Below are 20,925 nucleotides of genomic sequence, written 5' to 3'. Positions count from 1 at the left end.
AAATTTAATTTCATATTTTCCATATAGTATTACTATTTAACAGTAAATTCTTCACCAGTGGAGATGTTTTTTAGATCTTTAGATATCATTTGTGCTACAATCTTGTAGGATCCAGCAGTATCAATAATTTCAGAGAATTTGTCCCCAATTGGAATTAATGCCTTTTTTTCAGCAAAACATTGTTCAAGGAATCCACCTTGGGTAACTACATCGTCACCAGAATAAATTGTCACATAAAGATCTCCACAATCAAAATGAGAATCAGAAACTTGTACAAATATCTCTACGGGTTCAGAAGTTGAATATGATTTAGAAAGTCCAATTATATCAATATCAGAACTATGAGAACTTACTCCAGAACTATGAGATCCTCCTGAAGAAGGTGCTGAAGGCATCATGTTCAATTCTCGACCAGGTTCTTGTAGAATATCACCCATAACAGCAGAACCAAAAGCAATTGAGAAAATTACTGGTAAGACAAATACAATAAAAATTCTCTTTGATGCCATTTTGTTTTAAAATTACTGTTTCCCCTATATCTATTTAGCAAAACCTTTGACTTCAGATCAATTTGACGAATGAGTTAAATCGTAGCCGACTAAATATCGCTAGATGCGACTTAGAAAATTCAGAGTTAGGGCATATCGTTGCATTCATGATTCTGGAGAGATTACAGTTGGAGATTTGGCAGCATTTATTGGAAGAAATGAAAGTGGTAAAACTACCATTTTACAAGCATTGACTCTTTTGAATAGAGGCGAACAAGTTTCAGAATTAGATCTTTGTGATGAAATGAGTGACGAGCTCAAGGAGGAAATCAGACTAGCAGAAGGAGAATTCGAACTAAATCAAAACGAGATGGAAATGCTAAAAGAAAAATTTCCAGGTCTGCCAGAAATGAAAAAAATTAGATTATTTCGAACAAATCAACATCCCAAAGTGCAGTACGAATTTGACGATATTGAACTTGGTGAAGAAGAGAACAAGGGACTTAATTCATGGGAGAATTTCTCAAAACAAATTATAGAGTTTTTAGATACAATTCCAAATCATCTTAGAATTCAGATTAACACATCTTTCTTTGAAGGAGATGTTCCAAATAATCAAGAATCATTTGACAGAGGAATGGCAGAATTTAGTAATCAATTTCATGTTGTTGCAATGCAAGAACCAAAAGTAATTGAAGAATGGGAAAAGATCTATGAGAATCCAGAAAATCAATTTTCAAATTTACTTAGTGGCAAGAGTGAAAAAATTGCCCTGCAAAATTTCATAGAATCAGAACTACATCCAAGATTTGTTTACTTTTCAGATTACAAAAAAATCTATGGAAACATAAATCTTAATGAATATCTCAGAGAAGAAAAAGGAGATAGGGCAGATTCTATTGAATATGTTGAAGAGTTTGATAAGGCAGAGACAGTAAGAAATCTCTTCTATCTAGCAGAATTGGATATGAATGAGTTAGAGGAAGTAAAAGAGAGTCCATCAAAGTGTATCAAATTACTAAACGCTGCAAGCAATAGATTAACTAGTAAACTGAATCCAGCATGGAAAGGAGATCCAATTCATGTAGACTTGAGATACAATCCAGGAAACATCATGAGTGTTGTAATTTCAGATGTTCACAGAGATGGTACAGTAACTAATACAGGATTATTAAATAGAAGAGCAGAAGGTTTCAAATGGACGTTCTCTTTTATTGTAAACTTTGCAGCTGAAACACAAAGAGCAGAACTAAAAGAAGCAATTTTACTTTTAGATGAACCAGCAAGAAATCTTCATCCAACGCAACAGATGGGAATTTCAGATTTGCTAAAAAACCTAGCAGGTTCAAACCAAGTTTTGTATGCAACACACTCACCATTTATGATATTTGATTATACCCCAGGAAATTTACTTGTTGTAGAGTTAGACAAACGAAAGCACCTAAGCCGAATATTTTATGATTATTGGAATGCAGATGATAAAACACTAACACCAATTTTGTATGGGTTGTCTAGAGGTCAGGTAGAATCAATAGTAGACAGAGAGATAGGAACAAACTCCAGACCAGTGATCATCGTAGAGACAATGTCAGATTCAATGTACCTAAATGCATTTGACAAATTCTTACAAGACCCAAACATTTCAATGAATCCACTAAATGTTGTTGCAGCATATAACAAAAATTCAGTTTTACCTTTGGCAATATTTTATAGAAATCATGGATATAGAACCTTTATTCTATTAGATAATACTGAAGAATCTAAACAAATTTCTGCACAACTAGTTTCAAATGAATTTTCACCAATTCAAACAATTTTCTTTGAATTGGAAGGAAAAAAGCTTGAATCAATTGAAGATTATATCGTGCTTGAAGATTATTTACATCCTGTAAATCAGACTTATGAAATCAAGTTGAGACGTGAAGGGTTTTCAAATCTTGCACCTGAAGATGTGCTATCAAAAGATGGTAAGGGTAATTTAGAAAAATTAAGAAAGATTTGGCAAGAGCATAGTGATGATGATTGGGGTCAATTCAACAAAGAAGATATTACCAGATACATTTGTGAAAAAATTGCATTAGAGGAAACCAGTTTTCTATCAGATAAAACTAAAGACCAATTCAGATCATTATACAGATTAGTTGCAGAGCGAATTAGACAATATCAGAATGTCAATGCAAAACCAGATTTAGATAAATTTCAAAAGGCCAAAGCTTAAGAAGTTTGCTCATGAAAAATCCTGAATTTACAAATAGAAAAAGAGAAAAAAACCTTTAAGGTTTAAGTGAGAGATGACTAGTTTGAATATAATGAGTAAATCCTCTGTGAGAGGAGTTTTCCTTTCAATTGTACTATTATTTTCAATAACATTAATTTCAATTCCAGATAATGTGTATGGGGAAGAGATTAATGCTAACAGTATTAGTCTAGAGGAAACAACAATCATAGAGTTTACAAATGATTTAGATAAAGAAATCAATACTTTTAGAATTTGGTTAGGTTCAGATTTTACGTTTGAATCTTTTAAGACTGAAAAAGGATGGGTAGGTGAAAAAACCCCACAAGGAGTTATCATTTTTACCACTTCTGAACCAATCAAGAAAGGAGAATCAGTGAAATTTGGAGTAAAAACAGACAACAAAAATCCAGGAATCAACTGGAAAGCAATGGATACAAAAAGTGAACAACAGGGTATGGGCAAAGTACTACCAAAAGAGTTACCCAAAGTTGTAGAAAATACCGAAATCAAGCCAGTAGAAAACACCGAAGACAAGCCAGTGGAAACACCAACAGAAACAGGAATTCTTTCAGATTCAATCTTTAGAATAGTTCCAGAAAAACCCAATGCCGGTTCATCAATCAGAGTAACTGGAGATCATTTTGGATCTTCAGAAGAATTTGACTTTTACATAGATAGTTCAAAAATTGGCAGTTTTGTAACAGATGAGAACGGTCACTTTATTACAACAATGAAGATTCCAGAAAATCAAAATGCAGACAGAGTAGATTTTAAAGTCAAAGACAGTGAAGGAGAAGAGAAAAAGATCAGTCTAAGAATAGGACAGATAGAAAATAGAATTCCAGTGACAGAAAATATCAAACTCACAGTAAAAGGATTACCAAATGTGATTCATAGAGGAGATTTATTAGAGATTTCAGGTACAGGGGCCCCCAATAGTGCAATTACTTCAGAAATAACGAATCCGGATGGAGAGATTATTAATTCAAGAACAGCAGAAATTGATGCTAAAGGGAATTGGGAGTTGGATGAACCAATCATAGTTGCACTAGACACACCATTTGGCAAATACAGTGCAACAATTACTGACGGGCGAGAAAGTATACTAAAATCATGGACTGTGGAATCTGACAAAATAATAATCGTTGCACCAGACAAATTAAAGTTTGAACCAGGAGAAGTAATGACATTTAATGGAACTGCCTTGCCTAACAAACCAATTGAGTTTATTTTAGAAGATCCACAAGGTAAAGAATTATTTTCAGACATTATTCAACCAGATGAATCAGGATATGTAGAGTTTGAATACGATACAGACCAATCATCACCTAAAGGAACATACACCTTAATTGCAACACAAGAAAAAGATATTGAATTCATATTTGCAGGACTGGGACAATTACCTACAACACCAGTTAATGTAGAATTTGATGAACTCAATTATAGTGCAGGAGATACAGCATTTATTTCAATCACAGGAAAAGCTTCTGAAATTGTTAGTTTGTTGATCATAGATCCATCCGATAAACCAAAAGGAGATACAATTTCCATTACATTAGAACCAGATGGTACTGCAAAACATGAACTAGACTTGACAGGATTTGCATCAGGAGTATACTCGGCTGTAGCTAGTAAAGGAACTTCACAAAGTTCAGAAGTCTTTACAGTAGGATTGCAAACAGGTTCAGGAGAAATTCAAATTAACACTACAAAATTAGACTATACTCCAGGTGATTCTATTCTAATTCTAGGAGATACAGGCGCAAATGTCTTGCTAACGATATCTTTAGCAGATCCTGATGGAAATATCATAAAAGAAAGAGATACTTTTTCAGATAAAAATGGAAAGATTTCTGAAAGTGCATTTAGAATTCCAACAGATGGAAAAAGCGGTATGTGGTCAATTAATGCAAAAAGTGGCTCAAACTTCCACACAATAGAAATCGAAGTGGTTTCCACAGTAGCAGAAGGAATTCAAATAACCGTTGAAGAAGGAATTAACATTCCAGGTGTTGGGGATTCAATGCAAATCAAGATAATTGGAGTTAGTCAAACAGTACAAATTGACATAGTTTCAGCAGATGGATCAGTTTTAGATTCATTAGAATTTGTTGCATCATCAGGAGGAGAAATTAACCAACCATGGATAATTCCTGCAGAAACTGCACCAGGAACATACACAATTAAAGTATCAGATGCATTTTCTTCAGGCGAAACCACTTTTGAGATAAATTAATCTCAAACAATTTTTATTTCACCTAAATTTAGCAGCTAGTATGAATCTAAGAGACAAAATAGCAGAATACCCAAATTTTCCTAAAAAAGGAATTTTATTTAGAGACTTTAGCCCAATCCTAAAAGATCCATCTGCAATGGAATCAATTGCAGATGAATTTTCAAAGTATTTTCATCCAAAAAATGTAGATATATTTGCAGGGATAGAATCAAGAGGATTCATTCTAGCATGCATCTTGGCCACAAGATACAACAAAGGCATGATGATGATTAGAAAAGCAGGAAAGTTACCTGGAAAGACCACAAAAATTTCATACACAATTGAATATGGTAAAGACACAATAGAAATTCAAAAAGACATCATAGAAGAAGGACAAAGAGTACTCATTTGCGATGATCTACTAGCTACTGGTGGAACTGCCAAGGCAGCTGCAAAACTAATTGAAAAAGTTGGAGGAAGTATTGTTGGCTTTGCATTTATCATAGAACTAACAGATCTTAACGGTATGAAAGGAATTAGCAAGTATGATTGTAAATCACTGGTGAAATACTAATGGAAAAAGACGTAGAGATTGGAATTTTTGGAGGAACTGGAATTTATGATTCAGGATTACTTGAAGATGCAAAAGAAGTAGATATAGATACACCATATGGAAGACCATCAGACACAATTACTGTTGGAACATTCAAGGGAAGAAAGATTGCATTTTTGCCAAGACATGGGAAAAAACACACAATTCCACCACACATGATTAATTTTAAAGCAAATATTTGGGCATTCAAAGAGCTTGGAGTCACACGAATTATTGCACCATCAGCTGTTGGCAGTCTAAAAGAAGAACTGACACCAGGGCACTTTGTGTTACCATCACAGTTTATAGATTTCACAAAATCAAGAGACGGTTCGTTTTCTGAAGATGGCAGAGTCATTCATATTTCAGTAGCAGATCCATTCTGTCCAGAATTGCAATCATCAATTACACAAGTTACAGATAGTTTAGATATGCACATTCACAAAGACTGCACCTATGTCTGTATTGAAGGACCAAGATTTTCTACAAAAGCAGAATCAAAATTCTACAGAACAACAGGTGCAGATATTATTGGAATGACTCTAGTTCCAGAATGTCAATTAGCAAGAGAAGCACAGATTTGTTATGCATCAATATCCACAGTAACTGATTACGATGTTTGGGCAGAAAAACCAGTAACTGCAAAAGAAGTTTTAGAGACACTTTCAAAAAATGTTGAAGGTACAAAGAAAATTTTAACAGAATTAATTGAAAAAATCCCTAAAGATAGAAGTTGTTCTTGTGCTAAAGCATTAGAAGAAGCAGAATTTTAATCATCAACAAATGATTCTTTTTTAAGCCCTTCAGGTAAAGACATATCACCTTGAAGTAGATGTCTTTGTAACTCCATTATTACTTCATCAACATCATAACCTAGTTTTTCTAATTCTTTTTCAGTTGTTTTGGAAAGCTTTGCTCCAACATTTTGTCCACCAATCCTTCCAAATGCTATTGCAGTAAAATGAAATTCATGTTCATCAACAGTGAATTTACCATTAATCTTTGCAGCCATCTGACTGCCATGAATATCATTTATGTGAACTTTGATTTCCATGTTAAAAATTAAATTTCAACTGCTTTGTTGACATTATCATCAATCAAAAAGCTCCAGTGTTTGTCATCCTCGACTTTGTAATCTTTGACTGTTAGAGGAATAATCGTTTCATCAAGGCATTCGTGCTTAATTTCACCATTTTCTTTTAATTTTACTAGTTTCCACTTGTATTTTCCCTGTTGTAATTTACAAACGGTAACTCCCCATTTTGCATCTGGATCAATTTTTGGCATCCCTACAAGATCAGCCAGTTCTTCAATTCCAAGTTGCTTTTCCTCACAGAATCTCTTTTTACATACACCACATCGCCATACATCAACGGAACCAATTGTTCTTTCATCTATGTTTATGTTAACTACACCAAAGTAAACTGGCTGGTGTTTACAAGTTTCAGTATCAATAGTCAATGGTCTTCAAAAATCGTAGTATTATTTAGTTCTTGCATCATCATATGGCTTTTCAAGAATCACACCTATACTGTCAACAACCTTGTTTCGCTTAAACACAATATTTTCTCGCTCACACATTCGTCTATACATGTTAACTACAGTAAATCTAGGATGCATTGCCTCAAATTCAGTTTCAGAAATATCAATGAATGCACCCAAATTCATTAGATCATTTGCTGCATTTTGGGCATCTTCTAAAGAGATCTTTAGTTTTTCTGAAATTGTTTTAGCAGACATTTTTCCATAACAAGTAACAAGCAAATACACTTTGGTTTGAATGGAATTTAGATGAATTTCAGAGATCAGATCGTTTTCAATCTTTGAATCCATAATTTTTCAACTACTCCATTACAATAAAACATGATCCCATGTCATTTTTTGACTAGGAGTTTTTTTGATATCTTCAAAGAAAATCCCATTGCAACAAAGTGAGATATTGCACCTGAAATTGCTCCAATCATAACATCATCAAGGAAAAACCAAACTAGAACAAATACAATAAGGGATGGAACAGTAGTGATTAATGCAATTATACTTCCTCTAAGAAAAATTTCTTTTTTTGTTAATTTTGCAGGTTTTTCATCTTCAGACAATAGCTCAAATTTGAAAAAATGGTAATAAAAACCAAAGATACTTTATATTTGGTCAGCCCAAATTGTTACTGTTTGTCAAGTTACAAGGGAGCATATTCAAATGAACAATCTCTAAATTTTGTAATTCCTATTATTGTGATATTATTTTTAGGAGTAATTTACATAATGACTCAGAGAGCAGATTCAGGCTTTGTTAGTTTCTTCTTGATTGGTGCAGCAGCACTTACAATGTTTTACTGGGTAAGAGTCTTGAAAAAGATGACAAAAGACCAGAAACCACTCTACACACAATCAAGAGAACAAGAGCAAAAGAACTGGGTGTATGATTTAATCAAAGGAGAAGGGGAGTTTGTCTTTGTAGCAGAAGTTCCAGGTCCTGAAGATAAAATTGCAGTAAGATTGGTAGATGGGATGCTCTACATTAGAGGAACTGCAGGATTCTCAAAAGAAGTTCCAATAGAAGGTGCAAACGATATGCAAATATTTGATTTCAAATATCGTAATGGTGTATTAACACTACGAATAAAATAGCTACAAACTTTTTGCTAATTCTAATTTCTGTGGAAGATACTTGTCAGTGATGTTTGTAAGGCCATATTTTGCAAAGGCCTCCAATTCTGCTTTTCTCTTTAATCTCAAAAATACTTCCAATTCCTTTTTCCAAATTCCTGATTCATATCTTGGATCCTTTTGTAAATCATAACATCTCTTAATATCAGACTCAGTCATTGGAATTGTTGGTAGTTTGTATTTTTCAATATCAGTTGCCCAAACTCCAACCCATTTTGCATCAGGCACTGTCAACTCTCTAAGGTGTGCAGCATTTGCAGAACCTGATTTTATCACCATAGCAATATGTTCTCCATACACATCCCCATCAGTCAAAATGATAACAGGTAATCCCATTTCATCATGAAGACGTTTTAGCAGAGTTCTAGTGGAACGTGGAGCTTGTCCTCCAGTATTGATTATGATTGATTTGAATTTTTTATCTACTTGTTCTTCAACGAATCTTGTAAAGAGACCACCTTTCTCAATTGCAATTACAATTTCAGCACTAGTATCAACTAGTTCAGCAGTAGTCAGACTAGGCCCAATAGAATAACCGTCTGGATGGTTTGAGAGATTCATTGTTTTACCCTCATATCCAGGAATTGTATATTCAATATTCAAATCACCAAAGATAGAGCTCCTCTCCTCAGGGAAGATGTGAAAGTCTTCTCTAGGTCTTGAAGTTACTGCCTCTAAATCCACAATGATGTTATCTGATTCAGACTGATCATCAAATTCAATGGCAAATGCTTGTGAGGAATAGTACACATCTCTTAATGTGGAAGATTTTTTCTCTTGAGTAAGACGATTTGCAAAAAATGCTAGCCACATTAGTTGCGTAAATGAACGGAGTTGTGCTGAATTCTTTGCACTTCTTAATGCAGATGAGTTTCCTAGAATATATTGTCTTAATTTTTTATCATAAACGATGTTACTTACAGATCTACTTGGAATGGAGAATTTTGGGAATTGTCCATTTTCTAAATCTTCATAGATTTTTGCACCATGGCTTTTTAGAGATTCAAGAATTGTTTTTTGTTTTTCTTTAGCCTTTTTGCTGATCTCTTTTGCTTTTTTCTCACTTGCTTTCAATTGGTTTTTCCTCCTCTACTAGTTTGGGTTCTGCTTGTTTAGTCTCAACAGGTTCTAGTTCCTCTAAAATTTTCTTGTAATTAGGTTCTTTTTTCTTTCCAGCAAGTTCAGTACAAAACTCTGCGATCATTGGAATATACTTTGCATAAAGATTGGCTCTCTTTTTTGCCATTTCTGCTTGTCCTCTTTTAGACATGAATGCAGCTAATTTTCTTGATAAGAATTGTAGTCCTAGTCTGAGTTCACGTTCAATTTCTTGTCTGTCTGCAACATTTTCTTTTCCTGCAGTCTTGTAAGGAATTCTAGTTGAACAAATATGAGAGACTATGATAAACGGTGGATCACCTTTTACTTTGTACCGTCCCCAGTCTGTATCATTTACAACCTTGAGAACCACATCACTTCCTTCATCGTAAAGTAAAGGAATTCTATTTGCATATCTATACACATGAGGGCCACCTGATTTAATGTCACCACCATATGCTATTCCCATTTCAACAATAAATGGAAATCCTGAATATGCAGATGCTGGGCGTTGAACTACTGCAACAAAGTCAGGGTTGAAAAATTTCTTGATTCCTTTTTCAAGTGGAGATTCACCCAATGGGGCCAAACAACTGGAATCTGGAGCCATGAAATCATCGAATTTCTGAAGTGAGTCACTCAAGTTTACTAGTTCTTGATTGGTAAGAGTTCCCATACGTTTTTCAGGCTTGAATTTTGCAAACTCTGCAAACTTAACAGCAGTAGTAGGTCCAACACGCTGGAATCTTTTGGTAAGAAAAGTAGTTAGCGGTTCACCTTGAACAGTGTTGGTAAGTTGCTTATAATATTGACTTTCAGGATCCATATCAACTGTTTTTGATTGAGAATCACCAAAGTCCCAATAGTGTAATTTTTTGTTTGGGACATCAAGGTCTTCAATTCTAATTTTACTTAGTTTTTCAAAATCCATTTTCAAAAAGGACAACAAAGCTATGACAACACGTACCTGACGAGAAAGATTTTTCCATTTCTTTTTTGCTTTTGTCATTATTGCAGTAAAGCTAAGATTTTGTTTGGATAATCCCAAATCTTTTCTCACTTTTTCAATCATTACATCATCAATTGTTGGAATTTCAAATTGGGATTCAACGATCATCCTTCTAATTCTTTCAACATCAATTCCATGTGGATGTGGTCTGATGATTGTTGGTGGAGGTGGAATTTCTTTTACAAATCTAGGATGTTGGAATTTTTGTCCTTTAGGATCATCAAATGTTATTGTTGCATAAGGAGTAATTAGTGATGTTTCATAGACATAATCTCTAATTTTGTTTCCTGCTTTGGAATAATCCCCCTCTAAACAAATACTAACAGAAAGTCCTTTCTTAGAAGCTTCTTTTGTATTATGTTTTACAATTACTGGTTTGTTTTTTTGAATGTCCAATAATATTTCAAATTGATTTTGAGTTTGTCCATCAGCACAGCTTTTTACAATTACTGGTTTGTTTGTAGTAATTTGACCATATAGAATTGCCATTGTTGCACCAAGACCAAACATCCCTCTTGCTTGTTTTAATCCAAATTTTGAACCATAAAGAACAGTTCCAAATGCAAGTGGAATATGTTTTGCATCAACACCAGGTCCATTATCCTTTACAGTCAAGATGTATGGTTTTGGGTCGGGTTTATCAGGCTCTACAGCCTTGATTGTTAGGTGTACATCAGGTAGAATTCCCTTCTGATCACAGGCATCAAGGGCATTTTCAACAAATTCCCTGACAGCAGTATATAGTGAACGAGTAGGATTACTAAATCCAGCCAAGTCACGGTTACTATAGAAAAACTCACTAGGAGAAATTTGATTAAATTTTTCTTTAATCGAAGACATCTTGATCTTCCCACAATTTCATTTTTTCTTGTTTTTCTTTTCTATTTGCAGCTTCTAGTTTATCATAAACTGCGCCATGCATACTTCCACTTGATATGGAAGATATTGCATCAACTGCTAATCGTAATTTACTTGCATCACCAATAATTGAAACTGTTTTTCCATAAACTGAGATGTGTGTACTGCTAAGATTTTCCATGTTTCTTCTTGCTCTACCACCTTCTCCAATAATTCTCCCTTTTATCCTTTCAACATTTGCATTAGATTTTCCAGCAAATTCTCTGAGATCTATAACGTGCAATGTGTTTTCTCCTTTTAACAGAGTCATAGCATTTTCAGGAGAAAAACCTCTACCAATTGCTGTAACAATTTCCATTGCTTTGAATGGTTGGATCTTCTCAACATCGCCATCAGACTTTATTAGAACTTCTCCAGTCTCACCATCAATATCCAAAATGACATGACATGCTGTTTCAATTTTAGATTTGACATTTCCAGATTTGCCAATTAGTACTGCAATCCTATCATTTGGTATTCGTAGTAATTTTTCAAAGCTCATTTTACAATATCCTCAAACAATTCATCTGGATCTTCAACAGAAACTCCTCTTTTTTTGAAGAACCTTGTAATGTTATTAATGTCTCTCTTAAGAAATTCTTGAGTATTAGGGTGTCTCAAATCGACTGCAGAACCCAAATCAAAAACAACCAATCCATTTTGGGTTTTGAAGATGTTATACTCTGAAAAATCCCCATGGACCAACTTTGCCTTTTCATACATATCTAAAATAATTTGGATGGCCTGTTTGTAGTCATCTTCATCTACTTGTGAATTAAGTAATGGTTTGGCAGGGGTGCCATTTTCACCCACAAACTCCATTGCAAGCACATTATTTGTCACATAGAGTGGTCTTGGGACTGGGATTCCAGCCTCAAAGCATTGAGTTAGATTACGGTATTCTTTTTTTGCCCAGAGATAAACAAGATTTTTTGTTCCTTTTTTCACATTTGAGAATCTAGGATCACCTAGAATGTATGGTTCTCGTTTTTTAAAATTAGAAGTACTAACAAGATAAATTTTCAATGCAACACTAGAATCATTTTCATCAACTCCCCAAAACAATACAGATTCCTTTCCAGCACTTACTGCACCATTGACATATGCAATTACATGATCTGTTATCATTTTGTACAAAGTCATGACAGTTGGTTTGTCTAAAACTTCATTGACTACTTTTCCTTTCTTAAAACCATCATCCAAAGTTCTTTTTTTGGATTTTGAAATTAGTTTCTTATCTAATTTTGATTCTAATTTTTTGCTTAGTATGTCAGTCATTAGTTAGCAATACCTCTACTATATAAAATGAATTTCTTTTTTGAAAGGACATTTTACATTTTAAAAACAATAAGAAAAGGAACACCAGAGATTTTTTTAACACCATTTTCAGAACCGACCCCCAACCTAATGGATAAAGAAATTGTTTCTTCTCCAACCATATTGATTATGGCAGAAGTTTTTAGTAAATTTTCAGCTTCATCTTTTTCAACAAATCTTTCTCCGTAATAGCTTTCACTGATGTGCATGTTCAGTTCACCTTCAACAATAGTTTTACCTAATAGTTCTGCATCACAGATGTTTAACATTTGGTTTTTTTGATAATCAGTTTGACGTACTGCAAATGGCATTATGCATATTTACCTTTTAGAGTTGACTTGGCACCACATGCCTCACAAATCAAAAATGATATGCGATTTTCTTTTAGTATCTTTGTATCAGGACTTTTACAAGTTGGACATTCAAGATAATCTTTAACATAAATTTGAAACAGTCTGGTAAAGTCATCAGGATCACGTTTTCCAATAAACATGGCCTTGTCACCTATTCTTTCAGCAGGAACTGCAAACTCTTTTGAGAGATATTGTAATACTTTGTCAGGATCTCGTCTAAGCACCTTTGGGAATTCAGAGAAATTACGCAAGAAAGTCTTCTGTCCTTCCCACATTACATCTACAACAGGAAGTTCAAACCTAGCAGTAGAGGTTTTTTCAGTATCACCTAGTTTGTCCTGTATCCTTTTGAGTAGACTTTCGTATTCTGCTTTGGTCACTAAAAAATAGTGTAGACTAGACCCTATATGGGTTTTGAAAAAGAAGAAGTCGTGTGGATTTTCTTTCTAAATTATTCCATTTTTCCGATACGGAAAACGTTAGTTCCACATTCAGGACATGTACCTTTTACGGCAGGACGTCCGTTCTTTAGTTTAGTTTCTTTGGGATCTTTAATGTCCCTTTTTTCGCGGCATTTTACGCAATATGCTGTAACCATTCTAAAAATTGTCAAACACGCTGGTATTTAGGAAGAGCCTGTGAAAATTATTTAACTACAGACTAGACGTGCGTAAATTTTTTTGTGCCTCAGAAAAAGCCTAAATTCAAAAATTTTAACGAATGTTAGTTAATTTTACAAAATTATGGCCAAGATTATGCCAAAAACCAATTTTTCCAATATTTGTTTAATAATAGAAAATTTCTTCAAAGATTATCAATTATAAACTAGCAGACATTATAGAAGAAAAATGGTATTAAAAAAAGGAATTGCAATTACAATAATTATTTTGGGTGTAATTACGGGTGCCAGTTTTTTGGTGTGGACAGTTCCTCAACAAAATGAAACCACATTCATTGTTACAGATTACGAAAATTATCTAGATGGGGCAAAAGGTATTCACGAAGTTTTACAAGAATCAACTCTGATAGAATATCAGAAACTCCTAGACGGAGAGATTACACCAGAAGAGTATATTGCATCAGCAGATGTTACATCAACTCAAATAACATCTCAGATCAGCGAATTTGTAACATCAAAACCTCCTGAAGAATGGCAAAACAGTTACATCAGTTACATGGATGCAATGAAGAAATTCAATTCATACATTGGAGAGACCAAAGTTTTGGCAAATTTGATACAAAATGAAAGATCACAGGATGAAATCTCTGAAGCAATGAAAAAAATTGAATCACTAAAAGACGAATCTATGGAACTTGTCAAGATTTCTGATGACTCAAGACCTTAGCCTCAAAAACCGAATTTTACTAATCATAATGGTTGGAAATCGTTAAAAAGCAATTTTACGATACAAGATGAATGTCTCAACGCTCAGACAAGGTTGAAAAAGATGTCAATGCATCTACTGCCAATAAATTACTCGTAATTTGTGTAGACAGAGATAATGACGTAGGTGAAAAGGCAGGTATTGTCACACCAGTGATTGGAAGAGATGCATGTATTGAGGCAGCACAGAGACTTGCATTAGAAGACCCCGAAGATGCAGATTCTAATTCCATATTTTCAGCAATTAAAACATATGAAGATTTGGTAAGTAAAGGATATCAAGTTGAAGTAGTTACAGTTGCAGGTGTCAAAGATAGAGGAGTTCAAGCTGATGAAAAAATTCTTGCAGAAACAAGAAAAGTTTTAGATAGATTTTCTGCAAATGGCGCAGTTATTGTTTCAGATGGTGAAGATGATGAAAGTGTTATTCCAGTAATTCAAAATGTTCTACCAGTAGTTTCAGTACAACGTGTTGTAATGAAAGTAAGTAGAAGTGTAGAGTATTCTTATGCAGTATTTGGAAAATATCTCAAAATGATTGCATATGATTCCAGATATTCTAAATTTTTCTTGGGGGTTCCAGGAATTCTTTTGTTAATTGGTGGAGTTGCAGCAGTATTTGGAATCACTACAGAAATCTTTGCAGTGCTTGTCAGTATTTTAGGTGGTGCATTTTTGATTCGTGCATTTGATATTGATAGAGTTTGGTCAAGCTGGTCAAAGCCGACGCCGATGGGTTTTATCAGAATGTTTACAATGGTTGCAGGAGTATTGTTGATACTATCATCAGTACCAGCTGGAGTTGCGTCAATTGATCCAGAACTAATAGAATCAGATTCAGAATTTATTGTAAAGATTACTGATCAAGTAATCATTGGTCAGTTTATTGCAGGAGTATTACCAATACTATGGACAGGATTAGGTGCAATATTTGCAGGAACATTACTTAGTAATTGGATTGGAGGAGTGCCAAGACAAATCAGCGATATCTTGAGAATAATTGTATTGATTGCTTTGTATCCAACAATCTATCAGTTTACAAACATCATGATTTCTGATGTAAGTTCATTTACTCTGATTCCACCACTGCTTGGAGGACTTGCAGCTACCCTGGTTTCAGCTACAATTCTCTTCAAAAAGTACAGAAAACACAAAGACCAAGAAATGGTTTCAGATTAATTTAGACTATTTCTAGGCTGAATTTTGCAAAAACACTGATATCTTTAATGGTGCACTAGTCATCAAAAGGTGAATCGGTATTAGTAAAATCAAAGATGTAATTTTCCAGCTATCAGGTCTTTACAAAATTTATGGGAAAAGATTAGAAAATGAGATTCAAAGTGGAGACATTCCAAATCATGTTGCATTAATTTTAGATGGAAATAGAAGATGGGCAAAAAGACATCTAACAATTCCAAAGGCAGGACACTGGAAAGGAGCCGATGCAGTAGAAAATCTTCTTGATTGGTGTGAGGAATTTAACATCAAAATTGTAACATTGTATGCATTGTCAGCTGAAAATCTAGATAGAAATGATAAAGAATTAGATCATCTTTATGAGTTGATTCGTATGCGACTAGAAAAATTGTACAACGATCCACGAATCCATAGATGTAAGATGAGAGTGAAGGGGATTGGAAGAATTGAGTTGTTACCTGATTCTATCAAAGATATTCTAAAAAAACTAGATGACGCTACAAAAGACTATGACAATCATTTTCTAAACATTGCACTAGCATATGGAGGACAATACGAATTAGTTGATGCTGTTAAAAAAATTGGTGAGAAAATTAAAGATGGTCAACTAGACGTTGAGAAAATTACAAAAAAAGAAATTGAATCAAATCTTTACACATCACATTTACCACAATCATCACCAGACATGATTTTGCGTACATCTGGAGAGAAAAGACTCAGCGGATTTTTGATGTGGCAAAGTGCATATAGTGAATTAGTTTTTATGGACATATTTTGGCCTGAATTTAGGAAGATAGATTTGATGCGAGCCATTAGAACATTTCAAGAAAGAAAAAGAAGATTAGGAAAATGATAGAAGAGACATCAGCAGGAATAGTATTGTTTAGAAAAGAAGATTCTAAAAATTTGTTTTTACTTTTACACTATCCATCAGGGCATTGGGATTTTGTAAAGGGGAAAATGGAAAAGGGTGAATCCACACATGAAACTGCAATTAGAGAAACAAAAGAGGAAACTGGAATAACTGATGCGAAGTTTTTAGATGGTTTTGAAGAGTGGATTGAATATAATTTTCAATATCAAAAGGAACTAGTTCACAAAAAAGTGGTTTTCTTTTTAGCTGAAACCACAACCAAAGAAGTAAACATTTCACATGAGCACCTTGATTATACCTGGATGGATTACAACACTGCAATGGAAAAAACTACTTTTGATAATGCAAAAACAGTTCTAACAAAAGCTCAAATGTTACTTACCAAGACTGTCTAACTGCAAACCTTTTGCAACATCAATTGGTTTTTTTGCATTAAGAATTGTTCTTCCAACAATTAGATAGTTTGTTCCAGAAGAAATCACTTCGCTTGCATCTCCACCTTGAGTTCCAACTCCTGGAGAGAAAATACTGAGTTTTCGTCCAGCCTTTTTTGAGCAATATTGAATAATTTTTGGAAAAGTTGCGCCAACTACAATTCCATCAACTTTAGATTGCAGAGCCCAATCCAAAAACAGTTGATAGAGTTGCTGTTTTTTTCTCAGTTTTACCTCCATATCATAAGACAATCTAGCCTCAGGGGCGCTCATATGGCATAAAGTGATGACACCTTTACCATGTTTGTGGGCAGATTTTACGAGATTTTTGAGACTGTCTAATCCCATTATAGGATTCGCAATAACTGCATCAAATCCCATCTTCCACAAGTTTTCCGTAGTTACACGATTTGTGTTTCCAATATCATTTAGTTTGATATCTGCAATTGTTTGCAAACCATATCTGTGAGCTGTTTTGTTTATTTTTAGAACTTGTTTTTCACTGAGTGGAAGTAACAGATGAAAATTTAATTTGATTGCACAAAGATATGGATGTAATTTTTTGATATTAGAGATAGTTTTGACTTCTAAATTTTTTACAGAGGGATCATAATCATTGGCAAGAATTACTTTGCCATTTGTTTTTGCGATCTGAGAAAGTCTAGTTTTGAAGGTGAGCATAGTCAACCAATGGATGAGTCTCTTTTAATTTTATTATTTTGATGTATGAATAACCATGTTCTGCAGGGTTATCTACGAAGACTGGTTCAATTACATTACTAGTTGAAAACTTTAGGAATGGTTTTTGTGGATCTTGATCTAGTAAGACATGACAAAAGTACGATGTGCCTTCTTCATGGAAATTCATGAAGACACCTAAAAGCCACTTGTCATTGTGAGGGAATAAGAATAACGGGAAGGGTATATCTTCAAAACCCCATGTGAGTTTTGCAAGACTAGACATGTCTTCTAGTTCAATTGGCTGATATCTATCAAGAGTTCCGTTTCCAGGTTTCAATGTTTTTGGTAGAGACTTTATTCTAACAATTGGAGAATATAGTTTGCTAGAATCAGAAGTTGTATCTACAATTTCAGATTCTTCTTTTCCACCTGTTAATCCATAACGAAGATAGTGGCCGTTATTGTCTAATGGTGTAAAGTATACAATTGGTTTTTCTTTTAGAACATCCATCTGGACTGATAGAATTTTTCTGCCATCATGATCATGTAAGAAAGATACGCGTGGTGCACGCTCTAGTGCGCAAACGAGCCTAGTGAATTCTAAAGTGGAGTTGACTTGTATGTATCGAGGTTGTTTGTCAACAGGAGAAGGAGAAGGAGAAGGTTGTTCCACGAAAGTTAACGATCGATTAACAAATTAAACTTATCCAAAAAGTTGGAGCCTAGTTTCTTCTGTCAATGACATCATTGACAGTTGGTCCTGTTCCAATAATTGTAACAGGCGTGTGTAATTCATCTTCAATATTTTTTATGAATTCTTTTGCATCATCAGACAATTCATCGTACGAAGTTTTTCCTGCACAGTCTGTAAACAACACATCTAACTTTGTAATTGAGATTTGTGTTGCACCGTTGAGCATGATTGCACGCCTAGCTAAATCAAAATCAAAATCAGCTGCACGACGTTGACGTCCTGTTACAGTTCCAAATTCAGACCAGCCTTTCTTTTCTGCTTCTTCTAGTGAGAGTTCTTTGTCAAGTGGACCTGTACCTACACGCGTAACATAAGACTTGAAGACAACAATCACTTCATCTACTTTGGTTGGACCCAAGCCTATATCAGCACAAATTCCTGAAGCAGTAACATCTTTTGAGGTTACAAATGGATAGGTACCATGCCACAATGAGAGAAACGTGCCTTGAGTGCCTTCAACTAGGACATTTTCATTTTTGTCTATAGCAGAATTGACCTCAGCAGGTACATCTATGATTAGAGAAGACAAAGAATCAAAGTCTTTTGCTAGATTCAAGACCCTCATTGCTCTATCAGCATTTGCAGGTCCGGTTCCTGAACCAGTACTACCAATTTTTTCTTTGAGTTCACCTTTGGAATCTCGGGCAAGGTGGGTCTCTTCAATAACTCCGCAGTGTTTATCAATAAATGCTCGTCCAGAAACACCAAAATCATCAATCTCTTTTTGTAATACTTCAGGATTAATCACAACTCCTGGACCAATCATGACTTTGGCATCTTTGTTTAGAAATCCGCTTGGAAGCATTCTGACTTTGTAAACTTTATCACCGTCTTTGATGGTGTGACCTGCATTTGGTCCTGCACCACCGCGAACTATAACTTTTGGATTATCCTTAATTGCCAAATATGAGATGATCTTTCCTTTTCCTTCATCTCCAAAAAATCCACCAACTACAACAGTAGATGTCATAATGTTGAACTTGACTTTGGTTTATTTAAGCTAAAGTGGTGTGACATCATTTTATAACCGAGAATTAGTTTTCTAGATCGATGGTCGGAGAGAATTTTGCAGGAAACATCATTGTCAATTTAGCAAATCTTCCAGACTTTTTGAGAAACCCAATTCTAAAAAAACGTATGATGGAATTTTTTTCATTAGCAAAACCAGATCAGGATGAAGTGATCAACAATGCATTAGAGGCAGGACCAACAATCCCATTTCCAAATTTTGCAAAACTCTTCAAGACGTGGCTAAAGATTTTGGCCACACTGTCTGAAGAGCAAAGAGAAGGTCTGTTTTCAGCATACATTGTAGAAGTTGCACAAAACCCACAAAAATTAATCACTTTCAATTTAGATGGAATCTTGGAAATCTATCTCACACTAGAGGATGGTGAAAAAGAGACACTAGCAAATGCAGTAAAAAAAATTATCAACAGTCTTGATGAAGACAAAAAGAGAAGAATAATGCTAGTTATTCCTGAAAATGCAAAAAAACACTTGAAGTTTTAAGCACCAGTCTGTGGCTCATCAGGTTTTCTGTTATCTTCATTGCTATAATCAATGACTTCCCCTTCAGGAGACATTACACCTACAAAGATTTTCTCGTGTTTTTTTAGTAATTTTCTGTGATCTGCCATTGACATGTCAAGTTTCAATTCATTCATTACCATGATTTGATACTCTTTCCATTCAGCCCAACACTTGTTGCATGTAGGATATTTCTCATTAACTAGACCTAATTGTTCAGTATCAGGAATTTCATTCTTGCATTTTGTACAAGTACGAGTCATAGAATCTAGCAATTTGAAACTCCTTTTATCTTTTATTGAATTGAATAAAAAAGAAGAGGTTTACCCTGTAGTATAATCATGAATTTTTACTTCATTGAGAATTTTTTCCATGATTTGTTGTTGACCACCAGAGTTGTCAATTGTTACAAGAAGTAGATTTCCACTTGGCAATGGAATTGTTGCCCTTCTTAGCTTCTCATAAACAGCCAATGTATAGAGTCCTTCTCCAACTTTGTTGTAATGTTTCTCTCGGGATTTCCATGCACCAATTGCATGTTGGATTGTATCTAGAGTGTCATCATGTGAAAGATACAAGTTAGTATTTGGTCTTGAATGAGTTGCTAGAATTTCACCATTCATGTTAGCTACTGCAGCAAATCGAATGTTCTCATCAAGGTCGAAGAGACGGTGCATTACTCCATCATAATTTAGTTTTTGGCTCATGAATGGTTTGTGAATTTCATAAAAGATAACTATGGTTGGTGTGAATCGAAAAATTTGTCTGATTTTTTGTTAATTTTTAAAAATATGTTCAGATAACAAAAACAATCAATTTTTGGGTTTTACACGGTAAAATCCTAGTTTACGACTAGAAATATTTCTCAAAAACAGTATCTTGAAAATTCTGTTATGTAAAGTAATAATAATTAACAAAGACCAAATCATTCATGAAGATAAAGTGCCCTAAATGCAAAGAAAATGCAGAATTGTCACCAGATTTTTCTTTTGTAAAATGTGGTTCTTGTGATTTGGACATGAGTTATGGAGAATACATAAAATTTGTAGCACATAATCAAGCAACATACTCAGACATACTAGGAGACTATGCAGGTAGTACTGAAGGACAAACTGCAGGTTCTCTAGATGAATGGGATTAACAAGATGGTAAAATCATTCATCAGATTAAAATAATTAGTTTAACAATTTTCTAAAC

The 20,925-nt window shown here is 34.4% G+C and carries 28 protein-coding genes; 11 read left to right on the top strand and 17 right to left on the bottom strand.

The window, feature by feature from the left end; all coding sequences use genetic code 11:
- Positions 1–32: 32 nt before the first annotated feature.
- Positions 33–509, bottom strand: coding sequence for a hypothetical protein (locus tag ACQY22_RS05395; protein ID WP_428325485.1), 477 nt, complete (start codon positions 507–509; stop codon positions 33–35).
- Between the two features lie 103 nt (positions 510–612).
- On the opposite strand from ACQY22_RS05395, the gene ACQY22_RS05390 reads away from it, so the two are divergent.
- The 4 genes from ACQY22_RS05390 to ACQY22_RS05375 all read left to right on the top strand — a co-directional run bounded on the left by ACQY22_RS05390 (position 613) and on the right by ACQY22_RS05375 (position 6,307).
- A complete protein-coding gene (locus tag ACQY22_RS05390) occupies positions 613–2,706 on the top strand; it encodes an AAA family ATPase (protein ID WP_428325484.1) in 2,094 nt (697 codons plus the stop codon).
- 91 nt (positions 2,707–2,797) lie between these two features.
- The gene (locus ACQY22_RS05385) at positions 2,798–4,963 is read left to right on the top strand and encodes a biofilm-associated protein (RefSeq protein WP_428325483.1); all 2,166 of its coding nucleotides are present in this window, start codon (positions 2,798–2,800) and stop codon (positions 4,961–4,963) included.
- Between the two features lie 40 nt (positions 4,964–5,003).
- Positions 5,004–5,516, top strand: a complete 513-nt coding sequence (locus tag ACQY22_RS05380) for an adenine phosphoribosyltransferase (RefSeq protein ID WP_428325482.1) — start codon at positions 5,004–5,006, stop codon at positions 5,514–5,516.
- Entirely contained in the window at positions 5,516–6,307 is a 792-nt protein-coding gene (locus ACQY22_RS05375; RefSeq protein WP_428325481.1) for an S-methyl-5'-thioadenosine phosphorylase, read from the top strand. Before ACQY22_RS05380 ends, ACQY22_RS05375 begins: the two co-directional genes overlap by 1 nt.
- On the opposite strand, the gene ACQY22_RS05370 is transcribed toward ACQY22_RS05375, so the two are convergent.
- The 4 genes from ACQY22_RS05370 to ACQY22_RS05355 are packed head-to-tail and all read right to left on the bottom strand — an operon-like array spanning position 6,304 to position 7,630.
- Positions 6,304–6,588 carry a hypothetical protein gene (locus ACQY22_RS05370; protein WP_428325480.1) on the bottom strand — a complete coding sequence of 95 codons (285 nt, stop codon included), beginning with the start codon at positions 6,586–6,588 and terminating at the stop codon, positions 6,304–6,306. The genes ACQY22_RS05375 and ACQY22_RS05370 overlap by 4 nt on opposite strands.
- 8 nt (positions 6,589–6,596) lie before the next feature.
- Entirely contained in the window at positions 6,597–6,995 is a 399-nt protein-coding gene (locus tag ACQY22_RS05365; RefSeq protein WP_428325479.1) for a hypothetical protein, read from the bottom strand.
- 21 nt (positions 6,996–7,016) lie between these two features.
- Positions 7,017–7,367 (bottom strand): hypothetical protein, encoded by a 351-nt coding sequence (locus tag ACQY22_RS05360; RefSeq protein WP_428325478.1) that lies wholly within the window; start codon positions 7,365–7,367, stop codon positions 7,017–7,019.
- A gap of 41 nt (positions 7,368–7,408) precedes the next feature.
- Positions 7,409–7,630 (bottom strand): hypothetical protein, encoded by a 222-nt coding sequence (locus ACQY22_RS05355; protein WP_428325477.1) that lies wholly within the window; start codon positions 7,628–7,630, stop codon positions 7,409–7,411.
- An 18-nt stretch (positions 7,631–7,648) separates the two neighbouring features.
- Between ACQY22_RS05355 and ACQY22_RS05350 the strand changes: the two genes are divergently transcribed.
- On the top strand, positions 7,649–8,161 hold the full coding sequence (locus tag ACQY22_RS05350) for an Hsp20/alpha crystallin family protein (protein ID WP_428325476.1): 513 nt from the start codon (positions 7,649–7,651) through the stop codon (positions 8,159–8,161).
- Here ACQY22_RS05350 and ACQY22_RS05345 read toward each other — a convergent pair whose 3' ends face one another.
- The 7 genes from ACQY22_RS05345 to ACQY22_RS05315 all read right to left on the bottom strand — a co-directional run bounded on the left by ACQY22_RS05345 (position 8,162) and on the right by ACQY22_RS05315 (position 13,472).
- Entirely contained in the window at positions 8,162–9,274 is a 1,113-nt protein-coding gene (locus tag ACQY22_RS05345) for a DNA topoisomerase IV subunit A (protein ID WP_428325475.1), read from the bottom strand.
- A complete protein-coding gene (locus ACQY22_RS05340; protein WP_428325474.1) occupies positions 9,261–11,147 on the bottom strand; it encodes a DNA topoisomerase VI subunit B in 1,887 nt (628 codons plus the stop codon). The genes ACQY22_RS05345 and ACQY22_RS05340 overlap by 14 nt, the downstream gene beginning before the upstream one ends.
- Positions 11,134–11,706, bottom strand: a complete 573-nt coding sequence (locus ACQY22_RS05335; RefSeq protein WP_428325473.1) for a KH domain-containing protein — start codon at positions 11,704–11,706, stop codon at positions 11,134–11,136. Before ACQY22_RS05335 ends, ACQY22_RS05340 begins: the two co-directional genes overlap by 14 nt.
- A complete protein-coding gene (locus tag ACQY22_RS05330; protein ID WP_428325472.1) occupies positions 11,703–12,482 on the bottom strand; it encodes a serine protein kinase RIO in 780 nt (259 codons plus the stop codon). Before ACQY22_RS05330 ends, ACQY22_RS05335 begins: the two co-directional genes overlap by 4 nt.
- 53 nt (positions 12,483–12,535) lie before the next feature.
- Positions 12,536–12,832 (bottom strand): DUF424 domain-containing protein, encoded by a 297-nt coding sequence (locus ACQY22_RS05325; protein ID WP_428325471.1) that lies wholly within the window; start codon positions 12,830–12,832, stop codon positions 12,536–12,538.
- The gene (locus tag ACQY22_RS05320; RefSeq protein WP_428325470.1) at positions 12,832–13,254 is read right to left on the bottom strand and encodes a translation initiation factor IF-2; all 423 of its coding nucleotides are present in this window, start codon (positions 13,252–13,254) and stop codon (positions 12,832–12,834) included. Before ACQY22_RS05320 ends, ACQY22_RS05325 begins: the two co-directional genes overlap by 1 nt.
- A gap of 71 nt (positions 13,255–13,325) precedes the next feature.
- Entirely contained in the window at positions 13,326–13,472 is a 147-nt protein-coding gene (locus ACQY22_RS05315) for a DUF5679 domain-containing protein (RefSeq protein WP_238523217.1), read from the bottom strand.
- A gap of 250 nt (positions 13,473–13,722) precedes the next feature.
- On the opposite strand from ACQY22_RS05315, the gene ACQY22_RS05310 reads away from it, so the two are divergent.
- The 4 genes from ACQY22_RS05310 to ACQY22_RS05295 all read left to right on the top strand — a co-directional run bounded on the left by ACQY22_RS05310 (position 13,723) and on the right by ACQY22_RS05295 (position 16,724).
- The gene (locus ACQY22_RS05310; protein WP_428325469.1) at positions 13,723–14,220 is read left to right on the top strand and encodes a hypothetical protein; all 498 of its coding nucleotides are present in this window, start codon (positions 13,723–13,725) and stop codon (positions 14,218–14,220) included.
- Between the two features lie 71 nt (positions 14,221–14,291).
- Positions 14,292–15,437: a DUF373 family protein gene (locus ACQY22_RS05305; RefSeq protein ID WP_428325468.1), complete on the top strand. Its 1,146-nt coding sequence runs from the start codon at positions 14,292–14,294 to the stop codon at positions 15,435–15,437.
- Between the two features lie 73 nt (positions 15,438–15,510).
- The gene (gene uppS, locus ACQY22_RS05300; RefSeq protein ID WP_428325527.1) at positions 15,511–16,308 is read left to right on the top strand and encodes a polyprenyl diphosphate synthase; all 798 of its coding nucleotides are present in this window, start codon (positions 15,511–15,513) and stop codon (positions 16,306–16,308) included.
- The gene (locus tag ACQY22_RS05295; protein WP_428325467.1) at positions 16,305–16,724 is read left to right on the top strand and encodes a bis(5'-nucleosyl)-tetraphosphatase; all 420 of its coding nucleotides are present in this window, start codon (positions 16,305–16,307) and stop codon (positions 16,722–16,724) included. Before uppS ends, ACQY22_RS05295 begins: the two co-directional genes overlap by 4 nt.
- Here ACQY22_RS05295 and ACQY22_RS05290 read toward each other — a convergent pair.
- The 3 genes from ACQY22_RS05290 to ACQY22_RS05280 are packed head-to-tail and all read right to left on the bottom strand — an operon-like array spanning position 16,704 to position 19,168.
- The gene (locus ACQY22_RS05290) at positions 16,704–17,444 is read right to left on the bottom strand and encodes an orotidine 5'-phosphate decarboxylase (RefSeq protein WP_428325466.1); all 741 of its coding nucleotides are present in this window, start codon (positions 17,442–17,444) and stop codon (positions 16,704–16,706) included. The genes ACQY22_RS05295 and ACQY22_RS05290 overlap by 21 nt on opposite strands.
- Positions 17,425–18,117, bottom strand: a complete 693-nt coding sequence (locus tag ACQY22_RS05285; RefSeq protein WP_428325465.1) for a hypothetical protein — start codon at positions 18,115–18,117, stop codon at positions 17,425–17,427. The genes ACQY22_RS05290 and ACQY22_RS05285 overlap by 20 nt, the downstream gene beginning before the upstream one ends.
- Positions 18,118–18,166: 49 nt before the next feature.
- Entirely contained in the window at positions 18,167–19,168 is a 1,002-nt protein-coding gene (locus tag ACQY22_RS05280; RefSeq protein WP_428325464.1) for an adenylosuccinate synthetase, read from the bottom strand.
- An 80-nt stretch (positions 19,169–19,248) separates the two neighbouring features.
- Here ACQY22_RS05280 and ACQY22_RS05275 point away from each other — a divergent pair, with 80 nt between their 5' ends.
- Positions 19,249–19,710 carry a hypothetical protein gene (locus tag ACQY22_RS05275; protein ID WP_428325463.1) on the top strand — a complete coding sequence of 154 codons (462 nt, stop codon included), beginning with the start codon at positions 19,249–19,251 and terminating at the stop codon, positions 19,708–19,710.
- Here ACQY22_RS05275 and ACQY22_RS05270 read toward each other — a convergent pair.
- Complete coding sequence (locus ACQY22_RS05270; RefSeq protein ID WP_428325462.1) at positions 19,707–19,991, bottom strand: Fe(2+)-trafficking protein; 285 nt, start codon at positions 19,989–19,991, stop codon at positions 19,707–19,709. The two genes, ACQY22_RS05275 and ACQY22_RS05270, sit on opposite strands and share 4 nt — an antisense overlap.
- Before the next feature lie 60 nt (positions 19,992–20,051).
- Positions 20,052–20,435: a hypothetical protein gene (locus ACQY22_RS05265; protein ID WP_428325461.1), complete on the bottom strand. Its 384-nt coding sequence runs from the start codon at positions 20,433–20,435 to the stop codon at positions 20,052–20,054.
- Positions 20,436–20,659: 224 nt separating this feature from the next.
- On the opposite strand from ACQY22_RS05265, the gene ACQY22_RS05260 reads away from it, so the two are divergent.
- Complete coding sequence (locus ACQY22_RS05260; RefSeq protein WP_428325460.1) at positions 20,660–20,869, top strand: hypothetical protein; 210 nt, start codon at positions 20,660–20,662, stop codon at positions 20,867–20,869.
- The last annotated feature ends 56 nt before the right edge of the window (positions 20,870–20,925 follow it).

This window comes from Candidatus Nitrosopumilus sp., from assembly GCF_965263415.1.
GTDB lineage: Archaea > Thermoproteota > Nitrososphaeria > Nitrososphaerales > Nitrosopumilaceae > Nitrosopumilus.
This window is presented reverse-complemented; position numbering and strand designations above follow the sequence as displayed.